The following is a 24,926-nucleotide window of genomic DNA, read 5'->3' on the forward strand; positions in this document are numbered from 1 at the left end:
CATGGACATGCAAACATCGTTTCTCGATCGACTGTTCGAAGAAGGCCTGCTGATTGAAACGGGTGTGGACGGTCTTTATGGACGCAGCGGCCAGTTCGAGGACGTCATTGCCGCATTCGAGCGGCTGATCGACCGCACGGGCGGCGCTGATGGCGCCGAAGCGATCCGTTTTCCGCCCGGCATCAACCGCGCCTACTTCGAAAAGAGCGGTTACATGAAGAGCTTCCCGCAGCTCGCCGGCACCGTCCATTCCTTCTGCGGCTGCGAACTCGACCATGTCAGCCTGCTGAAAACCATGGATGAGGGCGGTGACTGGACCAAGGACCAGAAAGCGACAGACATCGTGCTGACGCCGGCGGCCTGCTACCCGCTTTATCCGACGATTGCCAAGCGCGGCGCGCTACCTGCCGGCGGCGGTCTCTATGACATCCAGTCCTATTGCTTCCGCCATGAACCCTCCAAGGATCCGGCCCGCCAGCAGCTTTTCCGCATGCGCGAATATGTTTGCATGGGTACCGAGTCCGATGTCACCGAATTCCGCCAGACCTGGATGGATCGCGGCGTCGAGATGATGAAGGCGGTCGGGCTCGACGTCACCATCGATGTGGCAAACGATCCGTTCTTCGGCCGCGCCGGCAAGATGCTGGCCAACAACCAGCGCGACCAGAACCTGAAATTCGAACTGCTGATCCCGGTCACATCGACGACCAGCCCGACGGCCTGCATGAGCTTCAACTATCACCAGGATGCCTTCGGCCAGAAATGGGGTCTTAACCTCGACAATGGCGATGTCGCCCATACCGCCTGCGTTGGTTTCGGCCTTGAGCGCATTGCGCTGGCGCTGTTTGCGCATCATGGTCTCGACGTAAAGAAATGGCCTGCGAAGGTCGTGGAAACGCTCTGGGGCTGATCATTCATGCGGCAGATTTTTCCCGGTCTCGATCCCCAAAATTATGTGCAGCATCCGCTCCATTCCTCCGAGAGAATTTGGCCGGAGACCAATTGCTACATCGATTTGTGGATCGAGGTGCTGGCGTCGAAAGGCCTGCCGCCGGAAGCCATGTTCGGCTTCACCCTGACACAGGATTTCGAAGGCGACCAGTTCACCTTCTTCAAGGTGCCGCTGGAAGATCTCGAAGCACTTTATGGCGTTCGCGCCACCGAACTTGCGATCTTCGACAGGGTGGAAAACCATATCGAGGCGCAGCTGGAACGCGGCCGCATCTGCCTGATCGAGATGGACAGCTTCTATATGCCCGATACCCATGGGGTGGGCTACCAGAAAGAACACGGCAAGACCACCATCGCCATCAACCGGCTCGACCTCGCGAAACGTGAACTCGACTATTTCCACAATGCCGGCTTCTTCCATCTTGCAGGCGAAGATTTTGACGGCCTGTTCCAGCATCATCTGGCGGAAACCGATCCGCCCTTCCTGCCCTATACGGAGTTTGCGAAATTCGCAGACGGCAATCCTTCGCCGACGCATATTCGCAAGACCGCCGAACGGCTCTTGAAGTTTCATTTTTCACGCCGACCCTCCGCCAACCCGGTCAAGGCTTTCGCAAGCGTCTTTCCGGCACAGGTGGAAAAGGTTGCCGACAGGCCATTCGGCTTTTTCCACAAATATGCCTTCAACACGCTGCGTCAGCTCGGCGCCAATTTCGAGCTTTTGGCAAGCCATCTCGAGTGGCTGGACAGGAATGAATTCGCTGAAGCGAGGGATCACGCGCTGCGCATATCCGAAGTCGCCAAGACGGTACAGTTCCAGCTTGCCCGCGCCGTCACCCGGCGCAAGTTCGATGCGCTCGCGTCAGTACTCGATCCGGCGGCGGATGCATGGGATGACGTGATGGAAGCGCTTGCGGCCAAACTGTCTGATGCCAGCGAGGCAGCGTGAGGACCTATCTTCCGGGCGAAAGCGAGGAATTGCTGAGCGAAGGCTGGACGCTGACGCTGACGCCCGCCGATGCCTGCGAAACACCCTCCGATATTCCCGCATCGCTCGAAAGCCTTCACGTCTCCGTGCCCGGAACCGTGGCGCAGGCTCTGGAATCGACCGAAAAGTTCGACCGCCTTGCTCCAGCGCCCCTCAATGACAGGGATGCCTGGTATCGGCTGACGATGATTTCCGATACGCGCGAACGCGCCACACTGCGCTTCGATGGTCTCTCCACCATTGCCGAAATCTTCTTCAATGGCGAGCTGATCGCCGCAAGCCAAAGCATGTTCGAAAGGCTGGAAGTGCCTGTCGAACTAACGGGCGCAGACGAACTTTCGATCTGCTTCCGGGCGCTTGCGCCGAGACTTGAAAAAACCGGGCCCCGCGCCCGCTGGCGGCCCCAGATGATGAATACGCAGGGCTTGCGGCTGATCCGCACCACTGCACTGGGTTACATGCCCGGATGGTGCCCGGAAATCCACGCCGCCGGCCCCTGGCGACCCATCAGCCTGATAAGGCAGGACGGAGTGCTCTGCACGCTCCGGTCTTCGCTGGACGGAGACGGAACGGGAACGGTCAGCATCGTGCTGCAAAGCAACCGCCCGATAAAATCGGCAAGGCTTGGCTGTGCCGGTTACAGCGCCGATCTTTCTCCGGACGAGGGCGGCAAGCTTTCCGGCGAATTGCGCATATCCGATGTCGAACAATGGTGGCCGCATACCCATGGCAGGCCGGCTCTGCATGACGTCGTTCTTGAGCTCGACGGCACGCAACATCACCTTGGGCGCACGGGCTTCCGGCAAGTCGAGATCGATCACGGCGAAGACGGCAACGGTTTCGGCCTCAAGGTGAACGGTCAGCAGGTATTTTGCCGCGGCGCGGTGTGGACGACGGCCGATATTGTGCGCCTGCCGGGAACGGGGCCGGACTATGAGCCATGGCTTAGAAAAGCCGCGGAAGCGGGCATGAACATGATCCGCATCGGCGGCACCATGGCCTATGAGACGCCGGAATTCTTCGCGCTTTGCGACGAGCTTGGCATCATGGTCTGGCAGGATGCCATGCTCGCCAATTTCGATTACCCGGCAAAGGACGAGAGCCTGCGCCAGCATATCGTCACGGAAATCTCGCAGTTCCTGGAAGCGATCGCGCTTTCTCCATCGCTTGCCGTTTTCTGCGGCGGCAGTGAAATGTACCAGCAGGGCGCGATGCTCGGCCTGCCAGAGCAGATATGGAAGGGAACGCTTACCGAGGAAGTCCTGCCGGAACTCGTCGCCGAGAAGCGACCAGATGCAGCCTATGTCGCCAATTCCCCTTCCGGCGGTGCATTGCCCTTCATTCCCAACGCCGGGGTCGGCCATTATTACGGCGTGGGCGCCTATTGCCGCCCGCTGGAAGATGCGCGCCGCGCCAATCTGCGCTTTGCCGCCGAGTGCCTCGCCTTCGCCAATATTCCCGAACAGGAAACGCTGGACAGATATCTTCCCGGCGTCGCCGTGCACGATCCACGATGGAAAGCCCGCGCACCGCGCGATCGTGGCGCCTCCTGGGATTTCGAGGATGTTCGCGATCATTATCTGAAGCTGCTTTATGAGGTCGAACCGGATGTTCTGCGTCGCGAAGATGGCGGCCTTTATCTCGACATGTCCCGGGCCGCGACGGCCGAGGTCATGGAAGCGACTTTCGCCGAATGGCGGCGCAGCGGTTCCTCCTGTCAGGGCGCTATGGTCTGGACCCTGCAGGATCTCGTTCCCGGCGCAGGCTGGGGCATTATCGATGCGACCGGCAGGCCGAAATCCGTTTGGCATGCACTGAAAAGGGCGTTCCGTCCCATTCAGGTCGGCCTTTCAGATGAGGGCACGAACGGGCTGGATATCCATCTCATCAACGAGACCGGCGGCGGCTTTGAAGCCATGCTGGAACTGACCTGCCTGCGCGAAGGTGTGCAACCTGTCGTGCACGCCAAACGACCACTCACGCTTTTGCCGCGGCAGGGCCAGACGATTGCCGCAACAGATTTGTTCGGCGCTTTTTTCGATACGACCTATGCCTATCGTTTCGGCCCCCCGTCCCATGATGTAACGGTCGCCAGGCTTCGCGACGTTGCGACAGGACATGTCATCGCCGACGCGTTCCATTTCCCTCTCGGCCGTAAAAAGGCGCTGCATGCCGCGAACCTTCAGGTGGCGCTCAGCGAAACGAGCGGCAACTGGTCTCTTGAAATCGGCGCGGACCGGCTGGCGCAGTCTGTCCATGTCGAGGTGCAGGGTTACCACCCGGCAGAAAACTGGTTCCATCTCGGCCCTGGCGAGACCAGAAAAATCGGCCTTATGCCGGAGACTGCGATGACCGAAACCCCGCCTTCCGGAGAGGTCCTGTCACTGGGTTCCAGCCGGCGATTTTCCTTCTAGGGCAAGCCGCTTCACCGCATGAATGTACATCTTCCTGGCTTCAGGCGTTGAAAGATTGTGATCGGCATCAGGAATGATGGTCAGCGACACGTTCTGATAGGCTGATAGCCCTTCGCCATTGGCATCAAAATAATATTGGAAGTGCTCCAGACCATCATCGTTGTCGCTGTAGAGCAGATGGACGGCGGTATCATTCGCCTTCAATTTGTCGAACGCGCCATAAACGGCACGCCCTTCCTCGCTCCCCCTGCGGAACAGCCTCGCCGTTTTTGTCGAAAGCCTCTTGATCGTCGCCTTGACGATATTCAGTCCGGCACTTGCCACATCGACATCGCCGCTGATGAGACGCTTGAATGTCGCGCCCTGGCGAAAGCGCTGGCTGTATTCCCCGAAGGAACGCGGCCGTTTATGCAAGGCCTCATCCACCGAGCGGCCTTTGCGCCAATGGAAGACCACCGGATTGACCGCGACAACCGCACCGATCCGCTCATCGGCGATTGCGCCGTTGAAGGCGAGATAAGCGCCGCTGCACCGGCCCGCCGCAATGAAAGGCCCCTTGCCGCGCTTGCCGAGAAAATCGAGTGCGGCAGCCACGTCGTCATTCTGCGCGACATCGTAGAGAACCTGCTCAGGCACATTCTTGACCGGAGGGCTGTCGGCAATATTGGCCGCGTCGAAGCGAAGCGATGCCACACCCTCACGCGCCAATGCTCGGGCCATCTGAACGGAAAGCCTGCCCCAGCCCGCATGCCGGTCATAGGCAGCGCCAAGCAGAAGAACCGAAGAAACCACATCCCCATCATCTGGCCTGCAAAAAACGCCGAAAAGCCGTCCGCCATCTCCAAACTGCACCGGCTGCTCGACAAAACCGCGACCGCGCTGCGGAGCATTGAGGGTGAAATCCTCCAGAGGCATCGCCGCACTCTCGGCGTGGGTCTGAGAGAGAACCCAGTCGACCAGCCGATTGACCACATCGTCGGATATTTTCGAGAGCGTCGGGCTGGAGACGAGATCGTCGTAACCTGAAAACTCCGCCTCCTCCACCTTAGCGCCGATCGTGGCTAGATGTTTGGCGAAATCGGCATCGGTCACGCGGCCCGGTCGGGAAAGAGCCAGAATGGTGCGCGCCGGAGCAGCCGCGAGATTGGAAAGATTGGTCTTCCTGATCGCATCCGCAACCCCCGCAGGCATGGCCATGCCGGCAATCGATCCCGCTTCCGTCATGCGTTGCGCGGGCCGAAGGCCTAAACCATCGTCGATCATCGACGACCACATCGCCAGCTCACGCAGATAGGCGCGGCCGGAAACGACAGGCGCCAGAAACGCCATGGAACCCGCTTCGGCCACATCGGCAACCGCCTGTGCCGCTATCAGACAACCGAGGCCCTGAGCGACGACAACCACCTCAGTGCAGCCGGAAAGACGCTTCAGACAGTTGAGCGCTACGCGCGCGTCAAAAATCCAGTCCGCCGAGCGGCCCGCATCATCAGGATCGAAGGCGTCACCCGCGCCAAGATAGTCAAATCGAAGGCTAGCGACACCGCAGGCGGCCAGCCGCTCGGCCAGTACCCGTTGAAACTTGCGGCTGCAGAGCTCCTCCATGCCCCATGGGCTGACAAAAAGAACGGCATGGCCTTGTCTGACTTGCTTGTGCGCCGGATGGAAAATCCCGGTGAGCCCGTCAAAAGAGACCGGATGCGCAACAGCCCCATTCGAGGCAATGCCGGAAAGCGACAATGCATCAAGGGATGGATCGCTGCCTGTACGCTCTGAAATATCTATCGCCATCGACCTTGCCATCATTGCGCCAGTGTCTGGCTCAACCCTTGCGGGATCATTGTATCCAAGCGTCTTAACGCCTGATCTACAATAAAAACAACAATATTAGAGAAGTCTAAAAATATAGTCGCATTTATATCCCTTGTCGCCCACACGTTGCAAAAACAAACGCGGGGGTGACGGAGAAGTCTCGGCAGGACCGCTATTTTGCTCGAAACCGCTTGAATATACTGATAAATAGCGAGTCCCACACCTATTTGCAGGAGGAGGTTGCGCCACCCGGCCACCGGATCGTCTAGACACCGCGCAAACCAACACGCCGGGCCTCGCCCGCCAGGTCATAGAAGTTTTATATGGAACAAAGCCTTACGCGTTATATCTGGTCGCACACGAGGCGGCAGCAGCTTTTCATTCTGCTGATCGTGGCCCTCTCGATGATCCCCTATTTCCTCGCCTTCGATCTGCCCAAGCAGATCGTCAACGGCCCAATTCAGGGGGATGGTTTCGAAGGGGCGAATGCGACGCAGCTTTTCATGCATCTCACGGTCGATATTCCCTATTGGGGCACCGTGACATTATTCCCCGGGCTTGAGCTCAACCGCATGTCGATGCTGATGGCGCTCAGCCTGACGTTCCTTGCGCTTGTCGTCATCAACGGTCTTTTCAAATATTATATCAATACCTTCAAGGGTCGCCTCGGCGAACGACTTCTGCGGCGTATCCGCTTCGAGCTCATAGACAAGATTCTGCGGTTCCCACCCTCCCATTTCAAACGGGTCAAGGGCGCTGAAATCTCCAGCATGGTGAAGGACGAGGTTGAGCCGCTCGGCGGCTTTACCGGCGACGCCTTCGTGCAGCCGGCCCTTCTCGGCGGCCAGGCGCTCTCCGCGCTCTTCTTCATTCTCGTGCAGAATTTCTGGCTGGGCCTGATCGCAGCTTTCATGGCGGCAATCCAGGTGGGCATCATTCCTAAAATGCGCCGCCGCCTCATCGAGCTCGGCCGCCAGCGGCAGCTGAGCGCCCGCCAGCTTGCCGGACGCATCGGCGAAATGGTCGACGGTATCGGCACCATCCACGCCTATGACACCTCCAACTACGAGCGCGCGGATGCCTCGCATCGCCTCGGCGACATCTTCAAGATCCGCTACGATCTCTACCAGTGGAAGTTTCTGGTCAAATTCATCAATAACTTCCTCGCGCAGCTGACACCCTTCTTCTTTTATGCGCTCGGCGGTTATCTCACACTGAAGGGCAGTCTCGATGTCGGGCAGCTGGTCGCCGTCATCAATGCCTATAAGGAACTGCCGGGACCGCTGAAAGAACTGATCGACTGGGATCAGGCACGCCAGGACGTGCAGGTGAAATACGAGCAGGTCTTCGAGCAGTTCGATGCACCAAACATGATCGAAGAGAAGGTGCAGAAGCTGTCTCCCGGCACCGTCGCGGCAATCAGCGCCCCGATCGTCGTCGCCAATCTGACGCTCGAGGATGATAGCGGCAGCCGGCTTCTGGAGCAGGCATCGCTGAAGGTCGAGCCGGGTGAGGTGATCGCCATCGTCGGCGGCTCGGGCGCCGAGGCGCTGGCGGATGCGATCGGCCGCACGCTCTGGCCAACCTCGGGCAAGATCAGCATCAACGACGTCGACATATTGGAACTGCCGGAATCGCTCACCGGGCGGCGCATTTCCTATGTCTCCTCGGACAGCTACTTCTTCCACGCCAGCCTGAAGGACAATCTGCTTTACGGCCTCAAACACGCCCCCCTTGCGGACAGGGACTATGAGGGCGCGGCGCTGGAACACCGCAAGTGGGAAATCCGCGAAGCCAAGATGGCGGGAAATCCGCTGATCGATATCAACAGCGAATGGATCGATTACGCTTCGAGCCCGGCCGGCGACGGCAGGCCGGAAAATCTCATCCAGGCCATTCTGGCCGTCCTCGACAGCGTGGAACTCTCACAGGATATTCTAGAATTTGCGCTGCGTTCGTCGATCGATCCCTTGACCGACCTGCATCTTGCCGCCCGCATCGTGGAGTTGCGGCATGTCCTGCGGGCCGAACTGGAAAAGGAAAATCTGAGCGGCCTCATCGCGCCCTTTGAACTGGAGAGCTACAACAGCGAGGCGACGGTCGGTGAAAACCTGCTGTTCGGCACCATGCGGGATTCGTCCCAGACAATCAGAATCGTCATCGAAAGCGACTATTTCCGCTCCCTGATGCGCGAAACCGGTCTCGTCAAAACCCTGTTCGAAATGGGTTACACGATTGCCGAAAACATCGTGGAAATCTTCGCCGACCTGCCGGGAGATCACCCCTTCTTCCAGCAGCTTACCTTCATGACCCCCGATGACATTCCAGTCTATCAGCAGATGCTGCAGCGGCTTCAGGGAAAGAGTTTCGACGAGGCCAATGAAAACGAAAAGCGTGCAATGCTGCGGCTCAGCTTCTTCTACATCGAGCCTCGCCAGCGTTTCGGCCTGCTGTCGCCGGAGATCATGAACCGGATCGTCGAAGTCCGGCACATGTTCCATGAGAACCTGCCCGACAGCCTGAAAAACGTGATCGAAATCTACGATCCGACCAAATACATGAGCGCCACCAGCCTTCTGGACAACATCCTCTTCGGCAAGGTCGGCCATCGTTACACCGACGCCTCGCGGCGCATCACCCGCATCGTGGCCGATGTCATGCGCAAGCAGGGTGTCTATGAGCGCGTGCTGGCGGTGGGCCTGGACTTCAACCTCGGCGCCGGCGGCAAACGGCTTGGCCCGCTCCAGCGCCAGAAGCTCAATCTCGCGCGGGCGCTGATCCGCAAATCCGATTATTACGTCTTTAACCGCCCTCTTCCCGGCCTCGATCCCCGACAGCAGGAGGAAATTGTTGAACGGGTCATCACACTCCTGAAACAGAACAACAATAACCCGTCGATCATATGGGTTCTGTCGAATGCGACGCTCTCTCGCATGTTCAAGCGAGTGATCGTTGTTCATCAGGGCCTGATCACCGCCGACGGAAGTTACGAGACTCTCGCCGAGGAAAACGGTACATTCAAGGACATGGTCGCAACATAAGTCCAAGAAGGTGACCGAGGTGGAACAAGAACAGGGTAAGTCAATGCTGTTTAAAGACGAAATTCAAATGCTGAAAAGGGTCCCGTTTTTTTCTGAAATGGAACCGTCAAAGCTCAAACTACTCGCATTCGCGTCCGACCGAGTATCCTATCATGCTGGCGACGTACTGTTTCATCAGGGAGACGTCGGCGATGCGGCCTATGTTCTCTTGACCGGAAAAGTCGATGTTCTCGTCGATTCCCCTTCGGGCACGCTGAAAGTGGCCGAAATGACCGGTAATGCCATTGTCGGCGAAATCGCAATCCTTTGCGATAGCGTCAGAACAGCGACCGTTCGCGCCTCCACCAATGTGGAAGCCCTGCGCATCGGCAAGGAACAGTTCTTCAAGCTCATGTCCGATTTCCCTGACATCACCATCAAGGTCATGCGTGTTCTCGCCGAACGCCTTACCCAGACGACGGCGGAACTGAGCAAAGCGCGAACGAGCGTCAGGACATAAACGGCAATTCCTTGCTACCGTGAATGGCGATATTGGAAAAATAAATGTCGTACTATTGCAATATAAATGAAATGCTGACTGAATAAGGGGTAAAGGCTTCCGCCAGAAACGAGCGGATATAAGAATCTATAGAGACAACGGGCTTCATGGGAGGAAAGCGTGCAAGATTCCGTTGTTATTGGGGTGTGTCATGGCGTTCGATTCCGACACAGCAAGTCGGGAAAGTAATAGAAATTTTCGGGTAAAGATCTGGGGTGCGCGGGGAACGCTTCCTGTTTCAGGTGAAAACTTCCGAAAATACGGTGGGAATACCATCTGCATCGAGGTAAGATGCGGCGATCACGTTCTTTTGTTCGATGCGGGTTCGGGCTTGCATCCCGCTGGCCTTGCCTTGCGGGCGGAAGGCATTACCGACGTCAACCTGTTCTTCTCGCATTGCCATTACGACCACATTGTCGGCTTCCCCTATTTCAAGCCCTTTTATAACAGCTCCAATGATGTCGCCATCTGGTCCGGCCACCTTGCCGGCACCATGACGACCCGGGAAATGCTCAAGGATTTCATGAGCCCGCCCTGGTTCCCCGTGCCGCTGGAGATCTGTTGTGCCAAGATCGCAACACGGGACTTCCTGCCCGGCGATGCGCTTGACGTGCATCCCGGCCTTTCGATCAGAACCGGAATGCTCAACCATCCCGGCAACGCCATCGGATACCGGCTGGACTGGGAAGGAAAATCCCTTGCCATCATCACCGACACCGAACATGAGCCGGGCAGCATCGACGAAACCGTGCTCGACCTGATCAGGGATGTCGATCTTTTCCTCTATGACGCCATGTTCACCGATGAGGAAATGGGCCTTTATCGCGGTTATGGCCATTCGTCCTGGCAACAGGCGATCCGCCTCGCCAAACTCGCTGGCGCAAAAAATGTCGGTTTCATCCACCACGCCCCCAGCCGCAGCGACGAGGAACTGGACAGCATCGAAAAACAGGCAAAATCTCTGTTCAGCGGCGCGTTCGCGGCCATGGACGGCCAGATCATCGAACTCTGATCGCTACTTGGCTCCGGCGAAGATTTGATCTTGCCGACCGTTTTTTCGAAGTCCTGATTCAACATCTTTTGCGCGCGGGCATTCGAACACGCACAATTGACTGTTTGCGATCAATTGCTCCACGATATTGCCACGAGACACCCTGCACTAAGAGTGCCACCACATACTACATGATGATTCTGCGTCGATGACCACATGATGGGATTTGCATGATCCGTTTCTTTTCGGAGACCAATTTGAGACGCGCCCGGATTTTATCCGGTCTCATCATATTTGCTTTCGTATTTTCCCATCTTTTCAATCACTCCCTCGCGCTCATCTCCATCGATACCGCCGAACGGGCGCGAAAATGGTTCAGCCTGATCTGGCTCAATCCCGTCAGCAGCCTGCTTTTTTATGGGTCGGTTGTCGTGCATGTCTGCCTTGTTCTGCGCTCGCTTTATCAGCGCAGAACGCTGCGCATGCCGCTTCGCGAAGCGCTTCAGGTCATTTTCGGCCTGTCGATCCCGTTTCTGATCATCGGCCATGCCGTGAATATCCGCGTATCGCACATGCTCTATGGCATCGACGTCGGTTATTATTCGGTTATCCGCCGCCTGTGGATCAATAATCCTGTCAGCGGCGCATGGCAGAGCCTTGCATTGATCGTGATCTGGATCCACGGATGCATCGGCCTTTATTTCTGGCTGCGTTATCGCGACTGGTATCCGAAAATCGCCGGGCTCTTCATGACGGTGGCAGTGATGCTGCCGCTTCTGGCCTTGCTGGGTTTCAGCGATGCGGGCCGCTGGCTGGAGGAAGTCGATCGGAAATACGCGCTTCCTCCCGGGCTCTCGGATTACGCCATCCAGAGAGACGAGCTCCCGCTGCAAAGGGAGATGGAAACGCGAATCCGGTTCATTACCAGCACGACCGAAGCGCTTTTTGCCGGCGCGGTCATGCTGGTCTTCGTATTGCGCGGCGTGCGCAGCTTCCGGCAACGGTTGACCGCCATCGAAATCCACTATGAACAGGGCGCACAAGCACGCATCCCGGCCGGCTTCAGCATTCTCGAAGCCAGCAGGCTCGCGGGCATCCCGCACTACTCCGTCTGTGGCGGCAAGGGACGCTGCTCAACCTGTCGCGTCAAGGTTCTGAACAGCAAGGGCCCGCTTCCGCCACCCGGGGAGATAGAGCAGACCACCTTGAGGCGCATCCATGCCGATTCGGATGTGCGGCTCGGTTGTCAGCTGCGCCCTACGAGCGATCTCAACATCGCGCTTCTCGTTTCACCGCCCCAGCAGAGCGATCTGCCCGCGGATGCACAGCCGGCCCGACCCGGCCGTGAAGAAGAAATCGCCATCCTCTTCTGCGATCTGCGTAACTTCACCACGCTGTCCGAAGCGAAGCTGCCCTATGATGTCGTCTTCCTTCTCAACCGCTATTTCACCATCGTCGGCCAAGCCGTCGAACACGCCGGAGGTCATCTCGACAAATTCATTGGCGATGGCGCCATGGCCCTTTTTGGACTTGGCGAGGATGCGGACCGTGCCTGTCGCAACGCCATGAAGGCAGCCGCAACCATATTGCGGGATATCGCCATCCTGAACGAGGGGTTGGAGAAACAATTCGCCGTCCGCCTGGAAGTGGTGGTCGGCATTCACTCCGGCCCGAGCATCGTCGGCGTGATGGGATATGGCGCGGCAAAAACCCTGACGGCCATAGGCGATACCGTCAACGTGGCAAGCAGGCTCGAATCCAAGGCCAAGGAGTTCGGCGCCGCCATCGTCGTTTCCGAACCAGCCATCATTCAGGCGGGACAGGAGATTGCCGACCTCAGAAGCGAAGAAATCGCCATTCGCGGCCGCAACTCGCAAATGAAGGTCTTCCTGCTATCAAAGGAAGAGAGCGAGCGCTATTTATGAAGTAGCCCCGACAAACCTGTCGGGGCGTCCGATCTCAAATCTTGCGATAGAGAAAATAACGGTCCGTCGGCACACTTGCCGGCACCGGCAGCGGCTTCAGCATGGGATGATCCAGAGGCAGCCCGCTGACCGCGAGGCCGCCTTTTGCCAGCATGCCCGCAGCAAGATCGGGCAACCATGTAAGGGTAACCGCGTCCTTTTCCGGATAGCCCGTGCCGATATCGGCATGCACGAAAGCCGCTTCCGTGCCGATGAAAGCCGGAGCGGTTTGCGATATTTCGCCGATCACCAGATCCTCCTGCGCCGGAACCGAGGAGGCATGTGCACCCATGGCCCTGTCGAAAGCGATGATGCGGCGGTTGGGGAACAGCTCTCGCAGGTGATTGAAGGTGCGCCCGTTTCCAAGGCCGATTTCCATAAGCGCCCCTTCACCCGGCAGATCGAGATTGGCCGCGACATGGTTGAGGATATCCCGCTGCGCGGTCAACCGGCGAATGAAACTATCGAGTCTGCTCATTTTATCAGGCCTTGATGATGTGTTTTGCGGCTATATCCCGACGCGCGAAAACATTGCGTGTGTCGATGATAAGCGGCGCCCATTCGCTTAGAGCGGCATAATCCACATTGTCATGGTCAGTCGCAACGAGAACGGCGTCGAAGGCGCCTATCGCCTGCCTGTCCCACGGCACGGATTTCATGCCCATGAGGTGGCTATATTCCCGTGTTTTCGGGATTTCAGCCACGTAGGGATCGAAATAGGCCGCTTCGCCGCCGCGCTCCTGAATAAGCTCGATGAGCTTCAGTGAGGGGCTTTCGCGAATGTCAGGCACGTTCTTTTTGTAGGCGAGACCGACAACCAGCACCTTTGAGCGGCTGAGCGCCTTGCCGGAATGAATATCGAGCGCCTCCGCAACCCGTCCGATGACGTGACGCGGCATACCGGTATTGATCTCCCCGGCAAGTTCGATGAACCGCGTTGGCAATTCATATTCCCGCGATTTCCAGGTGAGATAGAACGGGTCGATCGGTATGCAGTGGCCGCCAAGACCCGGACCGGGATAAAAGGGCATGAAACCAAACGGCTTGGTTTTCGCCGCATCGATCACTTCCCATATGTCGATACCCATCGCCTCGTAGACGACCTTGAGTTCATTGACGAGGGCGATATTGACGGCACGGAAGACGTTTTCGGTGATTTTCACCGCTTCCGCCGTGGCATTGGTCGAAACCGGAACGATTTTTTTGACCACCGAACCGTAAAAAGCCTCCATCAGCTTTCCAGCGGCCTCACCATCGCCAGCGACAACCTTCGGAATGGTTGAGGTCTCGAAATCGCGGTTGCCGGGATCTTCCCGCTCGGGCGAAAAGCCAAGGAAAAAATCGACGCCGGAGACAAGCCCGGTGCTTTCCAGAATGGTCTTCACCACCCCGTCGGTGGTGCCGGGATAGGTGGTCGATTCCAGAACCACGAGCTGCCCCTTGCGCAGATGCGCGGCAATATCCCGGCAGGTCTTTTCGACATAGGAGAGATCCGGCTCGCGATATTTGGTCAGGGGCGTGGGCACGCAGATGGCGATGACATTGCATTCGGCCAGCCTGGAGAAATCCGAGGTGGCGACAAAGCCGTCATCCTGCCTCACACTTGCCAGCACCTCGTCCGAAACGGCCTCGATATAGCTGCGTCCGGCCTCGATCGCGGTAATTTTACCGGGATCGATATCGAAACCGACAACCTCGAAACCGCCCTTGGCGATCGTCATGGCAAGCGGCAGACCGACATAGCCGAGGCCGATCACCCCCGCTTTGGCGCTTCTGTTTTCAATGCTGGAAAGCAGGTTCTGGGAAATGTCTGGGGAAGTCAAAGCGTGTCACGCTCCGCGCATGTGCAAAAGATGCCTTTCAGTTGGGCAAGAATGACTGACCTGTCAAGGCTCGGGCCTTTCAAATTCCGGTTGACGCCCAAGCCACCGGCAACGCACAACCATCGCCATGAAGATCGCCTTTTATGCGCCGCTCAAATCACCCAACCATCCCGTTCCCTCCGGCGACCGGCTGATGGCCCGCCTGCTGATGCAGGCGATGACGATGGGCGGCCACGAGGTTTCAGTCGCTTCAGAACTACGCAGCTTCCTGAAACAGCCGGATGAACCCGCGCGGACTTCGCTTGCCGAAACGGCTGAGCGCGAAATCGAGACCATCACGCAGCGCTGGCAGCTGGAGGGCGCACCGGACCTCTGGTTTTGTTATCACCCCTATTACAAGGCCCTCGATTTGCTTGGGCCGGAACTGGCCAGACGTTTCGATATTCCCTACGTCACCGCCGAGGCATCCTATTCGCCCAAGCGCAACGGGATGGGCTGGCAGGTGGTTCAAGACCGGTTGCTGGCCGCATTGAATGTCGCATCGATCAATATCTGCCTCACTGCGCGGGATCGCGAGGGGCTTGTGCGGGCCTCGCCCGCCCTTCGATGGGCCATGTTACCGCCCTTTATCGATGCCGAGGCCTTTCTCAAAAACACTCCCAATCCGACCCCGGCAAAGCTGATTGCCGTCGCCATGATGCGGGCGGGTGACAAGCTTGACAGCTATCGCGCCCTTGCCGAAGCGCTCGCCCTTTTGCCGCAGGATATCAACTGGACGCTGGATATCGTCGGCGATGGGCCGGAACGCGCGGCCGTACAAGCCATGTTCAGCGCTTTTCCGGATCAGCGCCTTGCCTGGCACGGGGAAAAAACCGCGTCCGAGATCGCCATGCTTCTTTCGAAAGCGTCGCTCTATGTCTGGCCGGGCCATGGCGAGGCCTATGGGCTTGCCTATCTCGAAGCGCAGGCCGCCGGCCTACCCGTCGTGGCCGAAAAGGTGGCGGGCGTTCCCGAAGTGGTAAAATCCGGCACCACAGGATTACTGACACCGGAGAATGATACAGCCGCCTATGCCGACGCGATTAAAACCCTGATCGGTGATGACAACAGGCGTGAAGAACTGGCAAGGGCGGCCCGGCAATTCGTCAGGAACGAACGGTCTTTGGAAAACGCCGCAAAAGAGCTGAACCATATCCTGCTGCAAGCAAAGGCGCGAAGATCATGAGTCTGGAAACACTCGTTGCGGCACTGGACGAATGTGAGCGGCGCGGCATAAAGGCCGATCTCTGGCTCAGGGACGACGATGCGGTGGAGCCGACACTAGCCCTCGACACGCTGCTCGATCTTTGCGCTGGCTTTTCCGCTCCGGTCACACTCGCGGTCATTCCCGAGATGACGACAGACAGGCTCGCACAGCATCTGGATACGTCTGATATCGCCCAGGTCGCCGTCCATGGCTGGTCCCATGCGAATTATGCCGGGGAGAAAGAAAAGAAGCAGGAGCTCGGATCACATCGCGATCCGGCCATCGTTCTCGATGAGTTGCAATCCGGGCTGGATAAACTCCACGACCTGCATGGTGGGCGTTTGGTACCTATGCTCGTGCCGCCATGGAACCGCATAGATGCCGGTATCGTGAAGGAGTTGGCCGGCCTCGGATATCGCGCCTTGTCCGTTTTCGGCCCGGAGAAAAGCACCCTGCCGCCCTGCCTGAACACCCATGTCGACGTGATCGACTGGCACGGCAGCCGCGGTGGCCGTGACGACGGCATCCTGTTTTCCGAGACCGCCGCCCGCATCCTGAGGGCCGCCGAAAATGGCGGCGTCACAGGCGTCCTTACCCATCATCTCGTGCATGACGACAATGTCTGGCACTTCCTAAGACGGCTTTTCGAAGTGACCGCCGAACATCCCGCCGCCCGCTGGCGTTCTTCCAAGGACCTTGTCGACGAAATCTCACCATGATTTCCAGGCGATCAGCAACCCGCCCGCCTCAGTGGAAAGTTTCCGCCTGACCGCTTCCACCTCATCGAAAGTTACGCGGTCGGGAAGAGACGCGGCGACGAACGACGCCGGCGCGAGGCTGATGCTTCCGGCCCGGGCGATAACGGTGAATATCAAAGGACCGGTCGACCACCAGGCAGGCGCGCGCGGCATGTCTTCGATGATCCCGGGAAAGGCCTCCAGCATTTTGCCAAAAACCGGATGTCCGGTAGGCGCAGCGATGAAGGAATTGGCAAGCAGCATGCTGCCCTGCCCCGTGTCACGCGGCGTTTTTTCGTCAAATACCGTCAGCCCCGCCAGGGGCAGGAATGTATCGAAGCTCACATCATCCCGCGCCGGATACCAGTCACAATCAAGATAGATGCCGCCAAATCGCTCCAGCAGGATATAACGGGCCACATCCACCGCACCCGGATAATCGCCTTTGTCCAGCATGGTTTTGAAGATGCCGTTCGAAAACACGCCTTCCCGCTCTAGATCGGCCTCCCGCCAGAGGCGATAGTCGTAACCATGGTTCGAAGCGTGGGCGGCCCATGCCTCAACCGATACCGGCGGGGCTTTTTCCCCGATCCATATCTGGTGGATAAGCCTTGGCACGTCTTCACGGCTTTTGAGACTGATGATGCGACGTTCTTCCGTGGAAAACCGCGCATATTTCTGCAGCACCTGTGGCGGCGGAACCAGCGTATATTGATAGCCGATCCTGGCGACCATATCGCCCTCGGCCTTGGCGAGACGCAGCCGCGCGGCATGCAGCCTGCGCGGCAGACCGAGCACCGTCCGTTCGCCCATCAGATGTCCGTCTTTTGCTGCAACCAGCGATAAGAGAAGCGCGTCGGCTTCCACATATCGGCCGTCATTTTGCAACTGCCGGGCTTTATCGAGCTCAGCGTCATAATATTTCTTGTCGGACATGGATCCTCATTCAAAAGCACCCGTTAACATATCACAAAACAGGAGCTGTCAGGCAAGCCGCCCTATTTCGGAAGCCGGCTTTGAATTTGCTAAACAATTCGATGTTTCAGAGGCATAGACAGACAACAAACCCTGCGATAACGTGGATTTAAGCCCTCCTGAGCAATTGTCACAACGTAACAATAAAGAGACGGCAAGGAACCCTTTGGCATGAGCGCAGGCGCAGATTTGCTCCGTATTGAAAATCTGCGGGTTTCGTTTTCTCTGATGGGCGGCACCATCGATGCCGTCAGGGGTACCAGCCTTCGCATTCTTCCGGGAAAAGTCACTGCTCTCGTTGGCGAGTCCGGCTCGGGAAAGTCCGTCATCGGACAGACCATCATGGGCATTCATCCCAAGACGGCGCGCGTGAACGGCCGGGTGCTGTTCACCGATCCGGAAAACGCCGCAGCCGGCCCTATCGATCTGCTGCAATTGCCGAAAGACGGGCGGGAAATCCGTTCAATACGCGGAAACCGCATCGGCCTGATTTTTCAGGAGCCTATGACGTCCTTCTCGCCGCTGCATACGATCGGCAACCAGATCGATGAGGCGCTCAGAATCCACAGCATCCTGTCGCCGGCCGAACGTGCGGAAAAAATGTATGAAACGCTCGATCTCGTTGGGTTTTCCAAACCCAAGAAGGTCGTGAACATGTATCCCTTCGAATTGTCGGGCGGCATGCGCCAGCGTGCCATGATCGCCATGGCGCTGATCTGTCGCCCCGCGCTCCTGATCGCCGACGAGCCGACGACGGCGCTTGATGTGACGATACAGGCGCAGATCCTGAAGCTCCTGCGCGATCTCCAGAGCCGGCTGAACATGAGCATGCTGCTCATCACCCACGATCTCGGCGTAGTGGCCAATATCGCCGACGAGGTCGCCGTGATCTATCAGGGCGAGATCATGGAGGCGGGCACGGTCGATGACATTTTCAAGTCGCCAAGCCATCCCTATCTCAAAGGCTTGATGGCCGCCGTGCCGCATTTCGACATGAAGCCCGGCGAAAGGCTGAAGGCGCTGCGTGAAATCAACATTGACCACGAAAGCCTTGTCGGCAAAAAGACCGCCGCGGTCAATAAAACTCCCGGCCCGCTTCTGACCGTGGACAATATCAGCAAGACCTTCACAACCCGCAAATCCAGCTGGTTCCGCAAGGGTGACGCCAACGCCACAAAAGCGGTCAACAGCGTCAGTTTTGAAATCCGCCGCGGAGAATGCCTCGGCCTGGTCGGCGAAAGCGGCAGCGGCAAAACCACCGTCAGCAAAATCCTCATGCGCGCCGTGCGCCCGGATGAAGGCTCGGTGACCTTTCATCGCCCGCAGGGCGATATCGATGTCCTCAATGCGAAGGACGGCGACCTCAAGGAGCTGCGGTCGAAGATACAGATGGTCTTCCAGGACCCGATATCGTCGCTGTCTCCACGTATGACGGTGGGCAATATTCTGAGCGAGCCGCTCGAAATCCACGGACGGGGCGATGCGAAATACCGCGCGGAGAAAGTCCGCAATCTCGTCAGGGCTATCGGGCTTGGAGAAAGCGCGCTTAATCGTTATCCGCACAGTTTTTCGGGCGGCCAAAGGCAGCGTATCGGTATCGCCAGAGCCCTGGCGCTCGGACCCGAACTGCTGATCTGCGATGAACCCGTTTCCGCCCTCGATGTCTCCGTGCAGGCGCAAATCCTCAATCTGCTCAAGGATTTGCAAAAAGACCTCGGGCTTACCTATCTCTTCATCTCGCACAATCTGGCCGTGGTGGATTACATGGCCGACCGCGTGGCCGTGATGTGCGAAGGCCGCATCGTCGAGCTGGCGCCGCGGGAAATCATGATGCGCGCTCCCGTGCATCCCTATACCAAATCGCTGCTGGCGGCTGTACCTTTCCCCGATCTCGACCGGCCGCTCGATTTCCGCACCATCGGCAAGATCAGCGCGACGGGCAAATTCGACTGGGGCAAACAGTTCCGCGACGAGGGTGATGGCGACATGATCTCCGCCGATCTGGGCGACGGCCATTTCGTTCTCGCAAACGGCAATGCCGATATCCGGGAGCTTCGTCCTTGATCACGCGCCGCACCACCCTTGCCCTGTTGGCCTCCGTTTTCCTGCCGGCCTATGCGCGAGCCGCCTATACCGACCCCGCCTATTTCAAGGAAAAACGGGAAAAGGGCGAATTGCCCGACGTAGCCGAACGGCTGCCGAAAAACCCGCGTGTCATCGACATGAAAGCGCTTGGCCGTGAGCCAGGAAAACATGGCGGCTCGGTGCGCATGCTCATTGGCGGCCAGCGTGATATCAGGCTGATGCCGATCAGCAGCTATGCCCGCCTCGTCGGTTATGACGAAAAATTCGAGCTTCATCCGGATATTCTAGAAAGCTACGACGTTCAGGACGAACGCATCTTCACCTTCAAGCTGCGCGAGGGCCATAAATGGTCCGATGGCAGCGACTTCACCTCTGAGGATTTCCGCTATTTCTGGGAGGATGTCGCCCTCAACAAGGAAATCCACAAGGGCGGTCCTCCGATCGAACTTCTGGTCAACAACAAACCACCCCTGATCGAGGTCATTGACCTGCTGACGGTACGTTACAGCTGGGACGGCCCCAACCCGGATTTTCTGGCCAAGCTCGCAGCCGCCTCGCCGGCGCGGCTGTTCCTTCCCGCCGCCTACATGAAGCAGTTCCACGTCAAATATCAGACCGCGGAAAATCTCGCCAAACTCATCAAGAAAAACAAGGCGGATGACTGGAGCGGGCTGCATATCAAGATGTCGCGGCAGGTGCGCCCGGAAAACCCAGCTCTGCCGACACTGGATGCCTGGCGCAACACAACCGCGCCGCCAGCCGAACAGTTCGTGTTCGAACGCAACCCCTATTATCATCGCGTCGATGAAAACGGCCTGCAACTGCCCTATCTCGACCGGTTCCTGCTGAACGTCACCTCGTCCGATATCATCTCGGCCAAGACGGCCTCCGGCGACAGCGATCTGCAATATTTTGGCCTCGATTTCGCCGACTACACCTTTTTGAAGGATGCGGAAAAGCGTTTTCCTCTGAAGGTGAACCTCTACAAGCGCTCTCAGGGTTCACGCATCGCGCTTCTGCCCAATCTGAATTGCGCCGATCCGGTCTGGCGCAGCGCTTTTCAGGACGTACGCGTGCGCCGTGCTTTGTCCCTTGCGATCAACCGGCACGAAATCAACATGGTCTGTTTTTACGGGCTGGCGAAGGAGAGCGCCGATACCGTTCTGCCGGAAAGCCCGCTTTACCGGCAGGAATTTGCGGATGCCTGGAGCGCCTTCGACCGAGCAACTGCCAACAGGCTGCTCGATGAAGCCGGTCTCGACAAGCGCGACAGCGCCGGCCTCCGGCTCCTGCCGGATGGGCGCCCGGCCTATATCATCGTCGAGACGACAGGCGAAAGCACGCTCGAAACCGACGTGATGGAGCTGGTGACGGATCACTGGCGGCATATCGGCATTGCTGTTTCCGTGCGCCCCACCCAGCGCGATGTCTTCCGCAAACGCGCCATGGGCGGCGAGGTGCTGATGTCGGTATGGATGGGCATGGACAATGGTGTGCCGACGCCGGACATGCTGCCATCCGGCCTTGCGCCCACCGGTGACGACCAGCTGCAATGGCCAGTCTGGGGCATCCATTATCTTTCCGGCGGCCGCGAGGGCAAGGAACCTGACCTGCCGGAAGCGGCGCACCTGCTCGATCTCCTGAAAAAATGGCGCAGAAGCGTCACCGAGGAAGAACGTCAGGCCATCTGGCTGGAGATGCTCGGGATTTATACGCAGCAGGTGTTTTCCATCGGTATCGTCAACGGCGCGCTGCAACCTGTCGTCCATGTCAAACGCATGCGAAACGTGCCGGACAAAGCGCTCTTCGGTTACGAACCCACATCTTATCTCGGCGTCTACATGCCGGATGCCTTCTGGTATGACGGAGACGCCTGATATGCTGCGGTATATTTTAAAGCGCATCCTCGTCATGATCCCCACGCTGATCCTGATCTCGATGCTGGTCTTCACCATCATCGAACTACCGCCGGGCGATTATTTCGAAAGCTACGTCGCAGAGCTGCGTGCCATGGGCGAAACGGCGAACCTTGCCGAAATCGAGGAGTTGCGCGTCCGCTATGGCTTCGATCAACCGGCACCGATCCGCTATTTCCGCTGGGCGACCGGCATGCTCGTCGGTGATTTCGGTTATTCCTTCGAATATCAGCTGCCGGTCAGCGATGTGGTTGGAGACCGCCTGTGGCTGACGGTTCTGGTGTCCTTCGTCACCATCATCGTCACCTGGATCCTCGCCTTTCCAATCGGCATCTATTCCGCCACGCACAAATACAGCTGGGGTGACTACGGGCTCACCTTCCTTGGCCTGCTCGGCATCGCCATTCCCAATTTCATGCTGGCGTTGATCCTGATGTATTTCGCCAATATCTGGTTCGGCATCTCCATCGGCCACCTGATGGACCGGGAATATCTGAGCCAAGCGATGAGCTGGGCGAAGCTCAAATCGATCCTCGAACATATCTGGATTCCCGTCCTCATCATCGGAACAGCGGGTACGGCCGGCATGATACGCCGCCTGCGCGCCAATCTGCTCGACGAATTGCAGAAGCAGTATGTGGTGACGGCCCGGGCCAAGGGGCTTCATCCCTTCAAGGTGCTGACCAAATATCCGCTGCGCATGGCGCTGAATTTCTTCATCTCGGATATCGGCTCGATCCTGCCTGCGATCATATCAGGCGCGGAAATCACCGCAGTCGTCCTGTCGCTCGAAACCACCGGCCCCATGCTCATCAGAGCGCTGCAGAGCCAGGACATGTATCTGGCCGGTTCGTTCCTGATGTTCCTTGCTTTCCTGACGGTGATCGGCGTTCTGGTGTCGGATATCGCCCTTGCCATACTCGACCCGCGAATCCGCTTCGGAGGTGGTAACGTCAAATGACTTCATCCATTCCGAACCCCGGCGAAGCGCTGCCCCACTATGTCTCGACCGCGCCCTTCGACCCGTCGCTGATCGAACCCAACACATCAGGAATGGCGGCCTTCAGCAAGGCCTCGCAGCTGCGTCTCATGTGGTGGCAGTTCCGTCAGCACAAGATCGCGGTCTGGTCCGGCGCTTTTCTGGTGGTGCTTTACCTTTCGATCCTGATCAGCGAATTCCTCGCGCCCTATAACCTCCATACCCGCAATATCGAGCACATCTACGCGCCACCGCAGGCCATTCACCTGTTCAATGACGGAAAATTTGTCGGCCCCTTCGTTTACGGCCGGGAAATGACGCTCGACATGGACAATCTGAGACGGGTCTATCGGGACGTGCCGACGGATATCCAGCCGCTGCGTTTCTTCTGCAAGGGCGATACCTATCACTTCTGGGGCCTGTTCGAGGGCAGAACCCATCTCGTTTGCCCGGCCGAAGGCGGTGAAATGTTCCTGCTCGGCACGGATCGTCTCGGCCGTGACGTACTCTCCCGTATCATCTACGGCGCCCGTATTTCGCTGACCATCGGCCTTCTCGGCGTCGCCATGAGCTTCGTTCTCGGCATTGTGATCGGTGGTCTGGCGGGTTATCGCGGCGGCACCTTCGACCTGATCGTCCAGCGCATCATCGAGGTGCTGCAATCCATCCCCAGCATTCCGCTGTGGCTGGCGCTTGCAGCCATCATGCCGGTGACCTGGAGCCCTATCCTCGTCTATCTCGGCATCACCATCATTCTCGGCATGCTGGACTGGACGGGGCTGGCGCGCGCCGTGCGCTCAAAACTGCTGGCGCTTCGCGAAGAAGACTATGTTTTGTCTGCACAATTGATGGGCGCGGGCACGCCGCGCATCATCGGCAGACACCTTATTCCCGGCTTCATGTCACACCTGATCGCCTCTGCCACATTGACGATTCCAGGCATGATCCTGGGCGAGACCGCACTGAGCTTTCTCGGGCTTGGTCTCAGACCACCGATCACAAGTTGGGGAATTCTGCTCACGGAGGCGCGCAGCGTCAGCGTCATTGCGCTATATCCGTGGCTTCTCATACCGACGATCCCGGTCGTTCTCGTCATTCTGGCCTTTAATTTCTTCGGTGACGGACTACGTGATGCTGCGGACCCCTTCAAATAAAATGGAATACGTCTTGATACACTGCCCTTCCGACGCCGCCTTCATCGTGAAAGGCAAAAAGAGGTCTGGCCCATGAGCTCCCGTTTGAACGACGCGCGCATTCTCATGTACAGCCATGATTCCTTCGGCCTCGGCCATCTGCGGCGGTGTCGCACGATTGCGCATGCTCTGGTGGAGGATTATCGCGGCCTCAACGTCCTCATCATTTCAGGTGCGACGATTGCCGGCGCCTTCGATTATCGCGCCCGTGTCGATTTCGTGAAAATCCCGAGCGTCATCAAGCTGCGCAACGGCGAATATACCTCGATGGACAGGCATATCGATCTTCAGGAAACGCTGAAGATGCGCCGCTCCATCATCTATCACACCGCAGAAAGCTTCCAGCCGGATATCTTCATCGTCGACAAGGAACCCATGGGCCTGCGCGGCGAGGTGGAGGAAACGCTCGCTTATCTCAAGGGACAGGGCACCAAGCTCGTCATCGGCCTGCGCGATGTCATGGATGCTCCGCAGCTGCTCGAAGCCGAGTGGAAGCGCAACAATGTCATGACCAAGATCGGCCAATTCTATGACCATGTCTGGATCTATGGCCCGCCAGATTTCCATGATCCGCTGACGGGGCTCGATGTTCCGCACACCGTTCGCGATAAGATGGATTTCGTCGGTTTCCTGCAAAGGTCCAAGACGCAGGCAGAAACCGTATCGCACCGGCCGGAAGGCGACTATCTTCTCGTCACTACCGGCGGCGGCGGCGATGGCAGCGAATTGATCGATGACGTCATCAACGCCTATCGCCATGACAGCGAACTGACGCATAAGGCGCTGGTGGTGCTCGGCCCCTATATGCCGGCGGATCAGCGTCAGCGCTTCATGAACAGCGTCGCCGATATTCCGCATATCGAGATCATCGAGTTTGACAATCGCATGGAAGATCTCGTCGCCGGCGCGCAGGCCGTCGTCTCCATGGGCGGTTACAACACCGTCTGCGAGATATTGTCCTTCGACAAACCCGCCCTCGTCGTGCCGCGCACCGTGCCGCGCGAAGAGCAGCTTATCCGCGCCAGCCGCGCCTCGGAACTTGGCCTTTTCGACATGCTTCTGCCGGAGGATGCGGAGAACCCCGCAAAAATGGCCGCGGCTCTAAAAGCCCTGCCAAACCGCGCGCCCCCTTCCGTCAATGCGCGCGGGCTGAAGCTGGATGGTCTGGAAAACATTTCGCGCCGGATCGCTGAATGGCTGCCGCCCGAGGGCGACAAGGCGCCGATCACGCTGACCGCGTGACCGGTTCCCCAACAAACATCACTTCAAAAGAGAC

At 58.2% G+C, this 24,926-nt stretch carries 18 protein-coding genes; 14 read left to right on the forward strand and 4 right to left on the reverse strand.

Annotated elements, in window-relative coordinates:
- The first annotated feature begins 1 nt into the window (after position 1).
- The 3 genes from DA915_RS24210 to DA915_RS24220 are packed head-to-tail and all read left to right on the forward strand — an operon-like array spanning position 2 to position 4,353.
- Positions 2–910 carry an amino acid--[acyl-carrier-protein] ligase gene (locus tag DA915_RS24210; RefSeq protein WP_003504856.1) on the forward strand — a complete coding sequence of 303 codons (909 nt, stop codon included), beginning with the start codon at positions 2–4 and terminating at the stop codon, positions 908–910.
- 6 nt (positions 911–916) lie between these two features.
- Positions 917–1,900 (forward strand): DUF1839 family protein, encoded by a 984-nt coding sequence (locus DA915_RS24215; protein WP_107677558.1) that lies wholly within the window; start codon positions 917–919, stop codon positions 1,898–1,900.
- Positions 1,897–4,353 (forward strand): glycoside hydrolase family 2 protein, encoded by a 2,457-nt coding sequence (locus DA915_RS24220; RefSeq protein ID WP_107677559.1) that lies wholly within the window; start codon positions 1,897–1,899, stop codon positions 4,351–4,353. The genes DA915_RS24215 and DA915_RS24220 overlap by 4 nt, the downstream gene beginning before the upstream one ends.
- Here the strand turns inward: DA915_RS24220 and DA915_RS24225 are convergent.
- Positions 4,321–6,141 carry an alpha/beta fold hydrolase gene (locus DA915_RS24225; RefSeq protein WP_192886650.1) on the reverse strand — a complete coding sequence of 607 codons (1,821 nt, stop codon included), beginning with the start codon at positions 6,139–6,141 and terminating at the stop codon, positions 4,321–4,323. The genes DA915_RS24220 and DA915_RS24225 overlap by 33 nt on opposite strands.
- 344 nt (positions 6,142–6,485) lie before the next feature.
- Here DA915_RS24225 and DA915_RS24230 point away from each other — a divergent pair, with 344 nt between their 5' ends.
- The 4 genes from DA915_RS24230 to DA915_RS24245 all read left to right on the forward strand — a co-directional run bounded on the left by DA915_RS24230 (position 6,486) and on the right by DA915_RS24245 (position 12,657).
- Complete coding sequence (locus DA915_RS24230) at positions 6,486–9,203, forward strand: ABC transporter ATP-binding protein (RefSeq protein ID WP_060727382.1); 2,718 nt, start codon at positions 6,486–6,488, stop codon at positions 9,201–9,203.
- 43 nt (positions 9,204–9,246) lie between these two features.
- Entirely contained in the window at positions 9,247–9,702 is a 456-nt protein-coding gene (locus DA915_RS24235; protein WP_060725438.1) for a cyclic nucleotide-binding domain-containing protein, read from the forward strand.
- Positions 9,703–9,892: 190 nt separating this feature from the next.
- Positions 9,893–10,753: an MBL fold metallo-hydrolase gene (locus DA915_RS24240; RefSeq protein ID WP_107677561.1), complete on the forward strand. Its 861-nt coding sequence runs from the start codon at positions 9,893–9,895 to the stop codon at positions 10,751–10,753.
- Positions 10,754–10,962: 209 nt separating this feature from the next.
- Entirely contained in the window at positions 10,963–12,657 is a 1,695-nt protein-coding gene (locus DA915_RS24245; RefSeq protein ID WP_087745058.1) for an adenylate/guanylate cyclase domain-containing protein, read from the forward strand.
- A gap of 34 nt (positions 12,658–12,691) precedes the next feature.
- Here the strand turns inward: DA915_RS24245 and DA915_RS24250 are convergent, their stop codons facing one another.
- Both DA915_RS24250 and DA915_RS24255 read right to left on the reverse strand, forming a co-directional pair.
- On the reverse strand, positions 12,692–13,174 hold the full coding sequence (locus DA915_RS24250; RefSeq protein ID WP_003504873.1) for a class I SAM-dependent methyltransferase: 483 nt from the start codon (positions 13,172–13,174) through the stop codon (positions 12,692–12,694).
- A gap of 4 nt (positions 13,175–13,178) precedes the next feature.
- Entirely contained in the window at positions 13,179–14,519 is a 1,341-nt protein-coding gene (locus tag DA915_RS24255; RefSeq protein WP_192886651.1) for a nucleotide sugar dehydrogenase, read from the reverse strand.
- Positions 14,520–14,646: 127 nt separating this feature from the next.
- On the opposite strand from DA915_RS24255, the gene DA915_RS24260 reads away from it, so the two are divergent.
- Together DA915_RS24260 and DA915_RS24265 are read left to right on the forward strand one after the other, a co-directional pair.
- Positions 14,647–15,744 (forward strand): glycosyltransferase family 4 protein, encoded by a 1,098-nt coding sequence (locus tag DA915_RS24260; protein WP_107677562.1) that lies wholly within the window; start codon positions 14,647–14,649, stop codon positions 15,742–15,744.
- Positions 15,741–16,484 carry a polysaccharide deacetylase family protein gene (locus DA915_RS24265; protein ID WP_107677563.1) on the forward strand — a complete coding sequence of 248 codons (744 nt, stop codon included), beginning with the start codon at positions 15,741–15,743 and terminating at the stop codon, positions 16,482–16,484. The genes DA915_RS24260 and DA915_RS24265 overlap by 4 nt, the downstream gene beginning before the upstream one ends.
- Here DA915_RS24265 and DA915_RS24270 read toward each other — a convergent pair.
- Positions 16,476–17,438 (reverse strand): glycosyltransferase family 32 protein, encoded by a 963-nt coding sequence (locus DA915_RS24270; RefSeq protein ID WP_192886652.1) that lies wholly within the window; start codon positions 17,436–17,438, stop codon positions 16,476–16,478. The two genes, DA915_RS24265 and DA915_RS24270, sit on opposite strands and share 9 nt — an antisense overlap.
- A 210-nt stretch (positions 17,439–17,648) precedes the next feature.
- Here DA915_RS24270 and DA915_RS24275 point away from each other — a divergent pair, with 210 nt between their 5' ends.
- The 5 genes from DA915_RS24275 (at position 17,649) to DA915_RS24295 (ending at position 24,892) form a co-directional block, all read left to right on the forward strand.
- Positions 17,649–19,541 carry an ABC transporter ATP-binding protein gene (locus tag DA915_RS24275; RefSeq protein ID WP_003504884.1) on the forward strand — a complete coding sequence of 631 codons (1,893 nt, stop codon included), beginning with the start codon at positions 17,649–17,651 and terminating at the stop codon, positions 19,539–19,541.
- On the forward strand, positions 19,538–21,439 hold the full coding sequence (locus tag DA915_RS24280; RefSeq protein WP_107677564.1) for an ABC transporter substrate-binding protein: 1,902 nt from the start codon (positions 19,538–19,540) through the stop codon (positions 21,437–21,439). Before DA915_RS24275 ends, DA915_RS24280 begins: the two co-directional genes overlap by 4 nt.
- Before the next feature lies 1 nt (position 21,440).
- Positions 21,441–22,439, forward strand: a complete 999-nt coding sequence (locus DA915_RS24285; protein ID WP_003504887.1) for an ABC transporter permease — start codon at positions 21,441–21,443, stop codon at positions 22,437–22,439.
- Positions 22,436–23,611: an ABC transporter permease gene (locus DA915_RS24290; RefSeq protein WP_003504888.1), complete on the forward strand. Its 1,176-nt coding sequence runs from the start codon at positions 22,436–22,438 to the stop codon at positions 23,609–23,611. Before DA915_RS24285 ends, DA915_RS24290 begins: the two co-directional genes overlap by 4 nt.
- Before the next feature lie 72 nt (positions 23,612–23,683).
- Complete coding sequence (locus DA915_RS24295; RefSeq protein ID WP_003504889.1) at positions 23,684–24,892, forward strand: glycosyltransferase family protein; 1,209 nt, start codon at positions 23,684–23,686, stop codon at positions 24,890–24,892.
- The last annotated feature ends 34 nt before the right edge of the window (positions 24,893–24,926 follow it).

The organism is Agrobacterium sp. LAD9 (genome assembly GCF_003031125.1).
Lineage (GTDB): Bacteria > Pseudomonadota > Alphaproteobacteria > Rhizobiales > Rhizobiaceae > Agrobacterium > Agrobacterium radiobacter.